Here is a 15,056-nt window from a genome sequence, read left to right on the forward strand (position 1 = left end):
CTTTAGATTTGCACACTTCAATTTCATATACTCGATGGCTTGGTCAAGAAATAAATGTTCACTCTGTCCAATTGTCAAAAGGCGTAGCAAGAGCAAGAGCCTATTAAGCCACGAACTGAATCACACCCCATTGTCCATTGGTCAACCAAGAATGGTCAGATTTTGCTACTTTCTCAACAACCTCAGATTCTAAACCTACTGCTACTTCCGACTTCAGGGTGCGTAATGCTACTGTTGGTACAGGTAAATAGCAGACTATATCTGCAAAGCTGGTAGTAATATCCCAATGGCGATCGCCTAATAATCGGCGATAATTCGCATCTCCTTTGACTATAATTAAACTGGCATTAGTTAACTCATTCTTGAGAGAGTTGGGCATTTCCCAAAATGCTAAAGGTGATGTCCAAAAGTAATCTTCAGACAACACTAAACGCCTTGATGTAATATGCCTCTCCAATCTTTGAGCGAAAGATGTCACTTGTTGATCGCCAGTAGCGGCTAAAAAACTTATTGTGTCATGTACATCCTTAATCATGGCATCAGAAACGAAAGTAGGATGGGGTTTCAGATGCAGGTGAACTTCATTAGCTAAATTGCTACTTAATAAAAAATCTACTAAGCATAAGTCACAGACAAGTTCAAAACCAGCATTGTCTAAGACAAAATCAATACGACCTTTTTGACAAAGAGTTAATAATTCACTAACTTGGGAGGCATCATTCACTAAAATGTGAGCTAGTTGATTTTGAATATCAAAACGGCTCCGGTCGTCCTCAAATGCTGACCATAAACTTAAGTCAACTCGATTTCCCCATAAAGCGAAATATAAGAGTGCAATTAAAGCTGTTTGATTTGCTGGGGCATCAATTTCAGAATCTTCCAGCCATTTATTAACCTGAGTACATAGAAGAATAGTCGAGTCAAGAGACGCTTCTAACCCCTGAGATTTTTGCAATTGGAATGGATCAATAGCTTGCCATATACCAGGGCGAAAGTAATGAGTAATTTTTAGAATTAACCGATAAAAATAAGTTTCTACAAAAAACCAAGGAACATCTATCCAACGCTGACCTTTGTAAGGTTCTAGATATGTATCCCAAGCTGGAAAATCTGCACCTGTATCATTCAATAGAGGTTGTAAATATCCTGTGGGCAGTTCTGTAGCAAGCCTTTCTAATCTTGTATTAATGTCGGGTGAAAAATTATTTTCCACGATAACTCGACGAGCGATCGCAGGCATTCTTTGAGTGACTGTAAACTCAGTAAAAGAACCGATTTCTGAACCTAAAAGTGACGGAGGTAGTGGTAATTTTGGCACTTTATATGAATTGACCACAAATTTCTCTTGCCCTCTATTAATTAAATCTCTACTGGCTCCTGATCGAATTGCCGCATCAATTCTACAAGAGCATCTCGGTCTGGAGTCTGCCCGTCCTTGAGCAGTTCGGCTAACCCTTCAAAATACTTTTCGCGTTCTCCTGCTGGACAAAACATGAATTTAGATACTCAAGCGTTTTTTCAATCAGTGCTAGATTCTATCTGTATTCTGTTAGATATTAGAAACTGGAACATCCTTCAATAGGTAAGTTTTTATAATACAAAATATTACAAAATTTATTATCTATATATAGGAATCCGGTTTGATTTGGAGAAAATATCTGTAGGATGTGTTAGCACAGAGAGTACGGCATCAAACCCTTGATAATAGTGCGTTACGAACTTCGTTCTAACACACTCTACAATACCTAATTCCGTTCAAAAATCAAATAGTAATCCTGTAGTAGGCTAGGCGTGGCCAGGTGTGCGTAAACCCTTAAAGCGGCTTGTTACTTTCCATCGCTAGTTAACCCATAAATTAGTTTTATGTTTTAAAGTAGAAAGTATAGGACTTACGCACACTCTACGAATTCTCGGCGCTCTTGGCGTCTTGGCGGTTCGAGAAATTAAGCTTTTTAGCAATTTTTGCGTAAGTCCTAAAGTAGTTTGATTGAAAGTGTTTGTTACTACCAATGAAAGTTTTAAGGTTAGTCTTGCCAGTCCTGTTGATGCTAAACACACCTGCGATCGCAGTTGAGTTCAAAGGGCAAAATATTGATGGTCAAAAGCTACCTGCTAGAGCTTACTATTATGCAACTGGTGGTGTCTACAAAGTTAAGGTAAGGTTTCACAATAAACGAGCCACAATTTACTTTGATGACGGCAACCAAACAACCATACAGTTGAACCAGCAAGTGATCACTGACTCAAATAATATTGAAGGTTTTGGAAGGCTAGGGCAATATCCTCTAAATCGAATATTCAGCGTTGGGTTGGTGTTTGACAATAATTGGCTCGGCAGCAGTGATAATCAATTGCAACAGTCCAATCCGCTAGATGGGTTGTGGAAAATTAGTTTAGAGTAAATATTCGCTATCTTTTGTCTAAATTTTAGTCTTTTGTTGATAAATTTGCGGCACAAGAATCACTTGAGTTGCTTTTCTAAGAGAGCATTGGCCGGGAAACTGTCAATTTGAGTGGGCTACAATCACTAAACACTCATTTTGCACCCTGGTAAGCATATCGTTAAAAGCAGGAGTATAACGACCATCTTTATCCACAACCTTACGCAGAGTATACTCACCAACTCTGGAAAGTCCGCCAAACCAAACGTTCTTTCTATGCCAGATATCTCCATTTACAGAATTAAGGATTTACCAGGACAAGCTCGCTCATGCCCTTCGCCGTTCCAAGATAAGATATCTGAAAAATTCCGTGTTAGGTCAAAATCATCTGGATTTTGATATCTGTTCGCATCCCGATTAGCCGTAAAAATAGGGTAAAGGTTAAAGGTTTTTTCTTTCCCCTTTCCCTTTCCCCTTTTCCCCAAAACCCGACAAGTATTGGGCTACGCCCCGCTACGCTAACGCAAGGTCAATGCAATGGCATAACGGGTCAATGCAATGGCATAACGAGTCGATGCAATGGCATTGCAGGTTAATTTAAGAGAATATCAATTACCGTTCTTGTTCAGTCGGGCGGATCAAGATTTCGTTGACGTTAACGTGTTCTGGTTGTGTGACGGCATAGACGATCGCATTGGCAATGTCTTCACTCTCCAGATTTTTGACCGAACCGTAAAAGTTTTTCGCCTGCTCTTTTGCAGTGGAATCTGTAATGTGCTGTGCTAGCTCTGTTGCTACCAACCCTGGCTCGATAATCGTGACACGGATGTTGTTTTGATAGACCTCTTTGCGAAGTGCTTCACTAAACGCACCAACCGCCCATTTGCTGGCGTTGTAGACACCGCTTCCGGCGTTTGCAACTCGACCTGCTACCGAGGAAATGTTGACGATGTGCCCAGTACCTTGTGCCTTCATCAAGGGTAAAACTTTGTGAGTGGCATACATCAATCCCAATACGTTGAGATTGATCATGCGTCGCCAGTCTTCTGTATTTGCACCGTCAATCAGACCTAACAGCATTACCCCTGCATTATTGATCAGAATATCAACTCTGCCAAATTTTGCCTGAGTTTTGTTTACCAATGCTTCTACCTGCGCCTCATCTGAAACATCAGCAGTAATGGATAAGACTTTTCCACCAGTGCTAGTAATACGGGCTTCTAGGGCAAGTAGGCGATCGCTTCGACGGGCAGCAATCACTACCGTAGCCCCAACTGATGCCAGCGCTAGTGCTGTCGCCTCGCCAATACCAGACGATGCCCCTGTTACAATTGCCACTTTGTCAGTTAACTTACCAGCCATTGTTAGCTTCTCCGTTGTTGTTTACCCTTGTAAGTAATACTGCTTGATACTGCTCCTGTTTGGTTGTGGTCAGGCAGATTTCATGCTACCTTATCGAACTCAATATAGAGGTGCTTCAGTGTCCGCATGAGTACGTTGGGTAAGTATTGGTATCCTTCTTGTGCCAAGCGAATGTCTTTCAGCCGTAATAGCAAACGCTGATATGCGATCTGCATTTCCTTACGAGCAAGCATAGCGCCCAAACAAAAATGAATGCCATGACCAAAAGCTAGGTGGTTGCTGGCATTATGGCGACGCACATTGAAATGTTGACCCTCAATAAATTTTATAGAGTCGCGGTTAGCAGCATCGAAGCGGATCATAACTAAAGACCCAGCTTTGAGCTCAACGTCTCTTAGTTTTGTATCTTGCGTCACAACTCGCCACATTCCTGCTGTCGGACTTTCCATTCGTAAAACTTCTTCAACAAAGTTTTCTAACAGGGAAATATCTGTTTGTACCAACTTCATCTGCTCTTTATTGTTTGTCAGCAACAACATCCCACCTGCAAGCGCATTAGTGACAGTCTCATTGCCTGCTACTAATATTTGCTGAATTATACTCAGCAGTTCAGCAGTATCGAGCGATCGCTCTCCATCCACTTTTGCCTGTACTAAGTCAGTAATCAAATCATCTTGAGGCTGTTTTTGGCGTGACTCTATGACATCACGAAAATAATGCTGAAAAGCGACAACATCTTCAGCACACTCGATCTGCTGCTCTCTAGAAAGTGTGTTACCTAAACGCGCAATAAAAGCATCAGACCATTGCTTCAACTTCGGCAGATGTGTTTGCGGCACACCTAACTGTTGAGCAATAACTTTGAGCGGTAAAGGTACGGCAAACTCACTGACGAATTCACACTTCCTCTGAGCAATAAAACTGTCAATGAGTTCATCAACAATCTGCTCAATCAAGTCACGCATTTTATTGATACGCGCCGAAGTGAATGCCTTGTTTACCAACGAGCGAAATCGCTCGTGTTCTGGTGGATCTGCCGTGAGTAGGGTGTTCATCTGAGGCCAGCCTTGATCCAAAATTTTCTGCAACTCATCATCCTGTTCTTCTTTGCCAGCCAGTAAAGTAGAAAAATTGCTAGAGAATACTCTGGTATCCTTAAGAATTTCGATCACTAAGTCATAGCGAGTAACAAGAAACAGTTTTGCTTCCGTTCTGGGACTTGGTAGCTCCATAATTGGTGCTTGCTCTTGTGCTAGCTTGTAGAATTCATAAGGGCATACAAGCACTTCTGGGTCAAAGAAGTTGTAATCTGACAGATGCTTCATGGTTCTAATGCTCGTTAGCGATGGTTTGGTTTGAGTCAAAATGAATCAACATCATCTTAACAACTTACTTACCGTTGGCTCATTTTTGAGGAATTAGTATGATGTCCGCCTGATTAGTTATGATTGGCGGATCTGTGCAAAAAGGGATTTTGAGTAAATAATGGATATAAAATTCATCAAGTAAATTTTATTATTAACTTTACTTATCATCTCTTTGTTATTCTGTAACTATTTATGGGAGAAAGTTGTAGGTGGTGAGCTTTCAACACCAGAAAGTAGCATAGGACTTACGCAAAAATTGCTAAAAAGCTTAATTTCTCGAACCGCCAAGACGCCAAGAGCGCCAAGAATTCGTAGAGTGTGCGTAAGTCCTATAGCACTAGTTATTTGGAATCGCCACCATCCTTAGTGGAGGTAGATATAATCACTCCTATTTGATAAAGCTTGCCTGCCCCAATTGTCAAACGCAATTGTAATCGGGGGAGTGCCGTTATGCAAACTTCAACTAGTAATTGTAAAAGCATTCTATAGAATTGAGGATATAAGTTATGGCTCTGATTGATGAAGTTAAACAGGTTTGCGATCGCCTAGCCTCTGTTGGCTGGCGAGACTTGCTACTCCAGCAAGGGCTAGATATCACAGCAACAAACCTCCAGCAGGAATTAACTAAAGAACTACCAGCGATCAATCGTGAGATAGTAGGGTTTGAAGATTTTGCCTTTGAAGGGAAACGAGGAATAGAAGCAGGAAATCCATCTCGGAGTTTGCTGTTTCATGCCTTGGCTTCACCCAATGTTGTAAGTGCCAATCTTAGCGCCTATCCTACCCTAGCGGAACTCGAAATTATTGAAAATTTTGTTTATGGAGTGCAGCCTCCTTCTTTGCAAGATTTGCAAGTTCTGGCTCCAAGACAACCGTTAGCGATCGCTGTGTTTGCTTGTGAATATCGCCCGGCTTCGGAAACTGTCCACCGTCAGCACGCTTCACTCTGTTTTTCGCGCACAGGTGTGGCACGAGTCGGAACCGCAAAAGCGTTATATAATGATAAACTGCGCGGATTTCTCCCAGCCGTAGAAGGTGATTTAAAAGAAACTTTTCGCGTCTTGCCAGCCCGTTATTCTGCATATATTGCAGTTCAACGCACTGGTAATCAAGATGCCTTCGGCCCGTTGCGTTTTCAGGATAGGGATGATACCAGACTATTCTGGGTTCCGCTCCACAAGTTATTCAACGGTACAGAATGCATTCGTGGTTTTGACTTACAAGTGGCAATGAAAGCTCATCATGTCAATCAAAAACTGCGGCGGATTCATTTAGCATTAAAAAACACAGGCTGGGATGAACCAGACATTAGTAACCCGCCATTTATTTTTACAGAAGGCATTGCTGAATTTACAACAGCGTCTGAGTTTGGCACAGGGCTTTTAGTTCCAGTTGTTCACCCAAATCTCATTGAAGCAGCTACTTATCAAGGAAAGCTGCTCACCTTTAAAGTTCCACCGAATAGTCCAACCTTATCTTCTAGCCTAGAAATTCCTGCGGATAAAACGACACGAGCAAGACACGCTCCAGAGTATGTTCATGTCCGCCATAAAATATTGCCCAATGGTCAACAAGAAAATCTCAACGACCAAAAAGATGTGGAAGCGCTTGTGCAAGCAGGCGGCTATGATGCTCAACACTACCTTGACTTTACAGGCGATGGGTCGATTGAAGCAATATGTCCAGAGCTAGCGGTGGCAATTCCTCGCAACGTACCAGCTTATTCTCTGGTAACAGCACCAGATTTTTTCCCCAGTTGCGACCAGCGAGAGCTATTAGAATGGACAGAGCAATCAGTACCTAGCAGACTCAGACAGAATCTCTGGCGAATTTCCCCGGAAACATTATCTGACAATCGCTTTGCTCCCAATTTGCAATTAGAAGATGTTGATTTTCGACCAGAAGATAAAACTGTAACTGCAATTGTCTCTTTACCCCGTCAAGGTTCAGTGCGACAAATGCCATTGAATGGTTCCCCAACAATCCGACAAGGATATCTTCCAGATGTGGCGGCTGGAGTGTTTGCTCCTGGTTGGGATGTGAGTTTTGATCGCACGAACGAAGTGGAACACCTAGCAAGCTACGGCTTAGGCAGTCCTTTTCCAGAGGACTCCAAACTTTGTGCTGCACTTAGTACATTTTGGCCCGCAGTAGCTCCTGATGCAGCCCGGACGTTTCAGCCAAATTTCAGATGGCCTACCGTCAGCCCACTGACAGACGCAGAAATTGGCCAGGTTGGCAATTTACCGTGGGATGGAATCTCTGGGCCTCGACGCGTCACCAGGAATGGCCAAGAGTTGATAGAATATTCAGATTTTGCTCATGCAGATTATGTAGAGAGTTCTTTGCAGAATAAGTTTTCGCTCTCGTTGACGGCTAAGGTTGATGTGCGTGAATACGAAGCCAGAGTGTTGGCAATGGCGAATGTTTACCAAGTCTTAAGGATTAGACCTGAAGATAGGGGAAAATGGAGCGTGTTTTCATTCCAACCAGTAGAACCTAACAATTCCGAATTACAACAGGCACAAACTCAAACACAAACTAGGCTTGGTGGAAATATTCATCGGTTTGAGATTTATCGTTATGGAGATTCATTTTTAGACCCAGAAGATTCTCGAAAACGCTTGGTTGAAATCGAAGAAACTGTGACGTTGTTTGTTACACCAGTCAATATTTTGTTAAAACGCTCTAATGGAACCTGGTCTAGAAGACGTGTCTAATTGTGATGTGCTTGTAGTTGGGGGTGGCCCGGCAGGTTGTGCTACTGCTATTAGCTGCGCCCAACTAGGGCTAAAAGTTGTCCTAATTGAGTCGAAGCCATTTCCTCGTACACACCCTGGTGAAACATTACACCCTGGTGTTGAACCACTACTTAAGCAGTTAGGAGTACTTGAGCCAGTATTAGCAGCTGGCTTTCTTCGCCACAAGGGAAACTGGGTGCAGTGGTCAGCCGAGAACGAGTTTGTCCCCTTTGGCGAAGATGATTCGGGAGCATGGTTCGGATTTCAAGCCTGGAGAGCCGATTTTGATACAATTTTGCTCAATCGGGCAAGAGCGCTCGGTGTTAAAGTTATACAACCTTGCCACGCTTCCCGTTTAGTGATGGATGGGTGCAGAGTAATTGGTGTTGAGACATCCCTTGGAACTTTTCGGACAGCTAAAATCATTGATGCTGGCGGAGGTCATCATTGGCTGGCTCAACAATTAGGCTTAGAAATCTCTTATCACTCCCCGCGTTTGATTGCCTATTATGGTTATGTAACAGGAGAATGCCCAACGCGAGATCATGCCCCAGCGATCGCTGCTGATTCTTCTGGTTGGACGTGGACTGCAAAAGTGCGAACGCAACTTTATCAATGGACGCGCTTATCATTTGTGGAGCAGAAAATTGCCAAAGACTGGCTACCCAATGAATTCCTTGGGTTAAAGATTTATCAAGCAATGCGGGCCGCTAATGTCACCTGGCGAATCGTTTCACAACCAGCTGGATATGGTTACTTTCTGGTTGGGGATGCAGCAATGGTACTTGACCCGACATCTAGTCATGGCGTTCTCAAAGCAATTATGTCTGGTATTTGGGTTAGCCATGCGATCGTATCAGAACTTTTAGGTAATCTTCCAGAACAACAAGCTATTGACCATTACTGTTTATGGATTCATAACTGGTTTCAACACGATGTGAAAAACTTAAGTAGCCTAATTGCTAAGTTGCCTAATCCTCCCGTTTGGATCTAACCAAATAGAAAGCAAAAGCACTATTAAAACAAATAGTTCTCTTCCACAAGGATGAATTTACAATCTACCTGAGAAAAGTTTTTATACTTTCACAAAAGCAATTATGGTGTTAGTACTAGGTTACAACTATAAAAGTACGCGAATTATTTACTACTAAATATTTGCAATTTCACACTTTTGGGGTATTTATTTTCATCTAACAATTTAGATGGAATGACTAAAATACGCCGAGATTTACTTTTATTTTTATTTAACTTAGAACTTACGCATTGACAGAAAAGCCAAAATAACAGGTAGATTTTTCAAGGCTGATAGCTAGATTTTTCTAGGACTTACGCAAAAAGCGCTAAAAAGCTTAATTTCTCGAACCGCCAAGACGCCAAGAACGCCAAGAATCGTAGAGTTTGCGTAAGTCCTATTTTCAATGAGATTTTAGCGATGCCTGCGGCGGGCTACGCCTACGCACTCAATCAAAGGTGATTGATAAAAGCCCGAAACAACGTATTTAGGTTGATGCACAAGATAGTTATTTTGTACAATAGACTTTTTGCATAAGTCGCGAAAAGAGGAAGAGGGAAGGGGAAAAAGTTCTGCATTGTCTCCTTCCCCTAAAACCATTACCCTTTTCCCCAAGAGTGCAAAAAGCACGTTTGCAAGAGGTCTAATGGTGAATTTCACGCAGTTCTACGGCGTATTCCTGCCTTATATTTATCCAGTGAGATGATTTCGTTATCTAATCGAGAACGGTGAGTAATTAATTAACGCCGACGTTTGACAAGGATGAATAGAGCGATCGCACTCACACCTAAAAGCCATCCTCCTGACGCTTCAGGGACGCTAACTTTCAGGGGATTAATGGGTTTAGAGAGATTTTCCTTACCATTCTCAACTTTCCGGTCAAAGCGATCGCTTTGGGCTTCTGCTGCTTTGAGTAACTGTCTTTGTTCATCGTTGACTAATACCAACATCGAAGAATAAGGGCTGACAATCTTGTATTTTTTAGCTACGGCATGAATCGCATCTAAAGTTTTGAGATTGTCTAACTTAATTTTTTTACTCAACCCTAAAATTAATTGTCTGGCTGCTAAGGGCAATAAATCATCTTGTTGATTGCTGGTTGCAATTGCTGTGTCTAATGTTTGCAGATACCAAGCATAACCATTAACAACACTTACAACATTACTTAAAGCTGATTTGGTAGCAATTCGTTGCAGCACTTCAGAAATATCAACACCAACTCCACCACCACTATCTTGTAATGATTTAATGATGCCATCGTTATAAGCCCCAGGTAATCCACCTAGATGTATCATCCACAAAGGTGCAGGCGTATCGGGAACGGTTTTATCGTTCTTCGACAATTCATAACTACCTTCATCACTCAATAGCAAAACGACATCATAAGCTGTATCTCCACGCAAATTATTAAACTGTGTCAGCATTTCTTGGGGTTGAATTGTGCCGTAAAAAGTGACTTTTTCCGGTTGAAATTGCTGGAGATCATCTAACCGTTTGGGTACAGCGCCTGGAGAAACACTAAGATATAAATCTGCATCGTTGTTTGTCAAATCATTATCTGAAAAGCCGTGTTTTTTCAACCATGATAATGTTTGCGCCAATTCTTTAAGATGTTCCCCCATGCTGCGAGAAGTATCGAGAACTACAGCAATTCGTTGGTGTTTGGGTAAGGTGTAATCTTGACGAGATAGGGGTTTAGCTAATATTTTGTAGCCTTCTTCTAAATTTACTTCATGTGATACAGGCTGAATTTTTCCACTCGCGGGGATGAATTTTTCTAACCAAGCATCGTCTTTCAAACCGATTTCTTTACCGTTACGGATACGCTTGGTTTGATTAGTCCAGAATATATTACGTCTTTCCCCTAAATCGGGCATTTCCCAACCCAAGTCTTGCCCTAGAACTTTGTAAGTTAACCATAGGTGCATTTCTGTGGGAAGTGGTGGTTGCCCTACTATTTGTTGTACATTCTTAGGAGGAATAGGAAAAGCCCGTAAGCGATAATGTCTCGGCCCTACTTGTTCCAACAAAGCGGGATCTATAGGTCGTGAACGTCTAACTTGAGAATTATAAACTTTCTGGGCAGCACCACGAGGAGAGACAACAAAACGGAAACGTTGGTCTAATTTATTAGTATCTCCTAAGTATAAGCCAGTAATTACAGCGCTTTCTGGTAAAGAAAAGGAATAAAAAACTTCCTGAACTTCTGGTGTTTGGTTTTTATAAACTTCGTATAATTCCACATCAGCCCAATCACCATGTTCTTTAACTGTGACTTGTTGTGATACCAATAAAACCTTTTTTTCGTTAATATTTAATAAACCTGCTTTAACTTCTTGTTCGTTAAAAGTAGATTGTACTGCGTGACTAACTGCTGTTTTTTCTGCTTTTTGTAGAGGTGTATCAAAAAAATCGGCGTAAAGTTTCTCTGCCTTAGCAGGATCTTTGTCAGAACCATTATATAAAAATGGCGACATCAGAAAGTTATAAGTTGCTTGCAATCCATCAGCAGCCGATTTATCTAAGCCTAATACATGCTCATACATAGCCCTGATGTGGTTATTTTCTTGCTTGCTGCTAAGGTAGCGGTAAGAAGATAAATAAGCGTTAACTAATCCTGTACGGATTTGTTCTGACTTGGCTACGAGTGTTTGGCGATCGCTATCATTTTTAGGTGTATTAGCTAAGAGTGAAAAAGCTAATACTTGGGGTTGTTGTTGTAAAGATACAAAAGTAACTGCAAACGCCACAAAAACTGCACCAACGCCAGCAAATGTTTTATTTTTACCATGTTCTGAAGCAAAAACTCTTAAAATTTTTGCTCCTGAATGTACATACATTGCTGTTAACACCGATGGCATTGCAATAAACAATGTGGCACTAAAACCAAGAATAGCTAGCCAAGTTAGAAGTAGTAATAAACCCCCCACAAAAGCTGAGTGATATAGTACATCCCATAATGGCTGTACCCATGCAAACTTGATGAATGCTTGCAACAGAAATACCGCTAAAGGCAAGGCATAAAATAACAACACTGCACCTGCATAAATACCAAATATCAGCATTAATGTATGGGCTAACATTTGTATCCATTGCAAACTACTTTTGCGCCGGGAAGCATAACCCCAAAATAATTCTCCAGTAAAAGCAGCGATACATACGCCCGTTGTTATCAGAATTTGGCTACTAGCTGATGTCAGTTCTCGAATCACAAATAACCGCAACAAACACAACACAAATAGTGGTGCTTCTACACCATAAAATAGGCGAATTAGCTGTAAAGGTTGTTTAATAAACCTCCAGCCACCAATAATACTGCAAATTGTGGGAATGGCAATTAAAGTAACTAGAGTCAAGGAAAATTCAGTTGGAATATCACCTGTTAAGGTTGCCTGAAATAATGGCACACCTACGTATGGCAATATCCCCACGTAAACTAACATTAAAAATGTTAGGTTCCAAAGCCAAAAAATTCCATAAAAACTTATATCCCAAAACCATTTCACACCTTTACTCCTCCTAACGTTGATATTCCTGCACCCATATTCCAGCCTTGATAAGCTAATGAGCATTTAAGTTGCATAACACCAGGGCTAGAGCCGCTTACTACAAGCGAATCAGCCTGGAAAAATGAATGACGATTAGCTTAGTTCATAGTTCCTTATTTTAAGTTTTCCCTCAATACTGGGTTTTTTAACAATTTGCTTAGATAATGAAATCTTGGCACTTTAACACCAAGTATGCCACTTCTGACTCCAATAGCTCACATCAGAGGGCTGTTGGCAATCTTAGGATTCTATGCTCCGCTTTTAGAGCGAAGCGATCGCTGCTCTATCCCCAGATTTCCTTACCCAACGCATCTAATGTCTAGGAAGGGCTACCTCTACACCTCAATCCTTGTCAATCAACTTACTGTCTTTTACAAAATGATTTTGGTACGTACAATGCCAAAGTTATTGTTCTTGCTGCCATAAATAAAGACATTGATAGCCATAGTAAATGACTATTATGAAAATACCAAGCTGTAATTGCTGATGGAATAAAACCGATTACAGTAGCTGTAAGCATAGCTTGGCGAAGTATATAACCTTGAGTCAACCCTAGAAAATAACCGTCTAGCGCATAAGCGACTGAGCCAAAACCTAAAACTGGTAACAACCAAGGAATATAAGAGCGTAAATTATTAATAATTTCAGTATGATTGGTCAGCAATCTTAACAATGATTCTGGGGCAAAAATAAATGCAGTAGCAAACATTAATCCTATAACCAAGCTACTGATTACAGAAGTTTGCAACAGTTGTTTTAAAGAAGTAATATTTCCACTACCTTGAAAAATTCCAGCCAAGCTCTCAGTAGCGAATGCCAAGCCATCAATGAAATATGCTGCCAAGCTCACCACTTGCATCAGCAGGGTATTGGCCGCCAGAATTTCAGTTCCTAACATAGAACTGAGGTTGCTAAACATTGCCATTGTCGAAATTAAAGCGAAAGTCCGAATAATAATTTCTCCATTCAGCATGAAAGCTGATTTTAAAGCAGATAGGTCAAATAGTTCCCCAATTAAAGCTTGTATTTGTTTAAATGAAATTGTTTGACAATATAGCAAAATCCCTACCATTAGCATGAGATATTGACTAGTGGCTGTCGCTAACCCAGCTCCTCTACTTGCCCATCCCCACTGAACAATAAATAGATAATCAAGTAGTACATTTGCACAATTACTAATAGCTGAAAGCAACAACACTTTACTACTTTGTGCTTGTCCAAGAAACCAACCAATTAAGACAAAGTTAATCAGTGTTGCTGGGGCACCCCATACTAAGGCATTATAGAAATCAACACCAGAACTTTTAACTTCTGGTGTAGCACTGAGAATCGCAAACCCAAATATTTGTAAAGGTTGTTGAAATATCAGGATGGTGAGTCCTAATATCAGTGCTAAAATTCCATGCTGTAAACCAATTATTACTGCCGATTGGTTATCTTTACGCCCGATCGCCTGGGCAACCATTCCAGTTGTACCCATGCGTAAGAAACCGAATGTCCAATAAATATAATTGAATAAAATTGTTGCTAGTGCCACACCTGCTAAATGACGAATCTCCGTTAAATGCCCTAAAAATATTACATCTATTAGTCCTGCCAAGGGAACCATTAGATTTGAAAGAACATTTACAGAGGCAAGTTTTAGAAAGTGGCGGATGAATACTGAACGTTGAGCAAAGCTAGACAAAATTACTAAATTCCTTGACCCCTGCTAGAAATTCTAATTTATAAATAACAACACTAACTATTAATTTCCTAACCAACCTCCGAGGATTCTCTTTTGCTCTCTAAAGCAAGCCAGAACAGTTTTACATTGTAGCTATCTTGGCATAAAAATCTTCATCAGCACGTATAAAAGCAGGCCGCTGCATCAAGCCATTGATATATTCACTGAGGGGATCATCATCTAAGAGCATTCCTAACTTTTTAGCCCAAAGCAAAACTCCTCCGGTGATAATATCAGCAGCCGTTAGCCTATTAGCTACTAAATAATTTCTGCCAACCAATACTTCTCTAAGAGGTTCAGCAACTCTGTCAAACCATTGTCGGGATTCTTGTTTTGAAGTTTCCAACCTCACAAAGCCCGGCAGCAGTTTTTCTGGCAGATTTGGCAAAACATTAAACATATAATGCTCAACAGGTGGTTCTAAGGTAACTGCCGCATAAAATAGCCACTGATGATAATAAGCACGCTCAGGGCTATCTGGCAGTGGAGCAAATCCCAGACCGATATATTTGTCTGCAAGATAAGCACAAATTGCAGCAGACTCAAAAATTGTCACTGATCCATCTACTAAAACTGGTACTTTGCTGTGTGGATGTAGTTCTTTATATTCTGGTTGTTTGGTCATGCTCATATTGACTCGAACTAAGTCATAAGCAATTTCCATTTCTTCTAAAAGCCACCTTGGGCGTACCGCTCTTGTTGTGGGGATGTAATATAGCTTCATTACTTCTCTTATTTTTTCTTAGTAGGATTTTCCCGACGGGATTGGGACTGCATTTTTTTACTCGGCGGTATCTAGCGGCCCATTCTCCCACAATGCGATCGCAAGCACAAACCGATCAAGGTAAGGTAAACGCAATATCTGCGGCAAGTTCTGTTTTTACAGAATTACACTAAGATACTAAAACTGTTAATACAC

The 15,056-nt window shown here is 41.1% G+C and carries 10 protein-coding genes; 3 read left to right on the forward strand and 7 right to left on the reverse strand.

Annotation, left to right across the window (positions count from 1 at the left end):
* Positions 1–103: 103 nt before the first annotated feature.
* Both CDC33_RS18510 and CDC33_RS41305 read right to left on the reverse strand, forming a co-directional pair.
* Complete coding sequence (locus CDC33_RS18510) at positions 104–1,336, reverse strand: damage-control phosphatase ARMT1 family protein (protein ID WP_109009719.1); 1,233 nt, start codon at positions 1,334–1,336, stop codon at positions 104–106.
* 23 nt (positions 1,337–1,359) lie between these two features.
* Positions 1,360–1,494, reverse strand: a complete 135-nt coding sequence (locus CDC33_RS41305; protein WP_280524420.1) for a hypothetical protein — start codon at positions 1,492–1,494, stop codon at positions 1,360–1,362.
* Positions 1,495–2,045: 551 nt separating this feature from the next.
* Between CDC33_RS41305 and CDC33_RS18515 the strand changes: the two genes are divergently transcribed.
* On the forward strand, positions 2,046–2,402 hold the full coding sequence (locus tag CDC33_RS18515; RefSeq protein ID WP_244919274.1) for a hypothetical protein: 357 nt from the start codon (positions 2,046–2,048) through the stop codon (positions 2,400–2,402).
* 591 nt (positions 2,403–2,993) lie between these two features.
* Here CDC33_RS18515 and CDC33_RS18530 read toward each other — a convergent pair.
* Both CDC33_RS18530 and CDC33_RS18535 read right to left on the reverse strand, forming a co-directional pair.
* A complete protein-coding gene (locus tag CDC33_RS18530) occupies positions 2,994–3,743 on the reverse strand; it encodes an SDR family NAD(P)-dependent oxidoreductase (protein WP_109009722.1) in 750 nt (249 codons plus the stop codon).
* An 80-nt stretch (positions 3,744–3,823) separates the two neighbouring features.
* On the reverse strand, positions 3,824–5,068 hold the full coding sequence (locus tag CDC33_RS18535) for a cytochrome P450 (RefSeq protein WP_109009723.1): 1,245 nt from the start codon (positions 5,066–5,068) through the stop codon (positions 3,824–3,826).
* Between the two features lie 548 nt (positions 5,069–5,616).
* On the opposite strand from CDC33_RS18535, the gene CDC33_RS18540 reads away from it, so the two are divergent.
* Together CDC33_RS18540 and CDC33_RS18545 are read left to right on the forward strand one after the other, a co-directional pair.
* Positions 5,617–7,830, forward strand: coding sequence for a hypothetical protein (locus CDC33_RS18540; RefSeq protein WP_109009724.1), 2,214 nt, complete (start codon positions 5,617–5,619; stop codon positions 7,828–7,830).
* A complete protein-coding gene (locus CDC33_RS18545) occupies positions 7,802–8,845 on the forward strand; it encodes an NAD(P)/FAD-dependent oxidoreductase (protein WP_109009725.1) in 1,044 nt (347 codons plus the stop codon). Before CDC33_RS18540 ends, CDC33_RS18545 begins: the two co-directional genes overlap by 29 nt.
* 758 nt (positions 8,846–9,603) lie before the next feature.
* On the opposite strand, the gene CDC33_RS18555 is transcribed toward CDC33_RS18545, so the two are convergent.
* The 3 genes from CDC33_RS18555 to CDC33_RS18565 form a co-directional block, all read right to left on the reverse strand.
* Positions 9,604–12,369 carry a TIGR02921 family PEP-CTERM protein gene (locus CDC33_RS18555; RefSeq protein WP_109009727.1) on the reverse strand — a complete coding sequence of 922 codons (2,766 nt, stop codon included), beginning with the start codon at positions 12,367–12,369 and terminating at the stop codon, positions 9,604–9,606.
* Between the two features lie 403 nt (positions 12,370–12,772).
* The gene (gene gntT, locus CDC33_RS18560; protein ID WP_244919275.1) at positions 12,773–14,098 is read right to left on the reverse strand and encodes a guanitoxin biosynthesis MATE family efflux transporter GntT; all 1,326 of its coding nucleotides are present in this window, start codon (positions 14,096–14,098) and stop codon (positions 12,773–12,775) included.
* Between the two features lie 121 nt (positions 14,099–14,219).
* The gene (locus CDC33_RS18565; RefSeq protein ID WP_109009729.1) at positions 14,220–14,861 is read right to left on the reverse strand and encodes a glutathione S-transferase family protein; all 642 of its coding nucleotides are present in this window, start codon (positions 14,859–14,861) and stop codon (positions 14,220–14,222) included.
* Between the last annotated feature and the right edge of the window lie 195 nt (positions 14,862–15,056).

Origin of the sequence: Nostoc commune NIES-4072 (genome assembly GCF_003113895.1) — a bacterium.
In the GTDB taxonomy this organism is placed as follows: Bacteria; Cyanobacteriota; Cyanobacteriia; order Cyanobacteriales; family Nostocaceae; genus Nostoc; species Nostoc commune.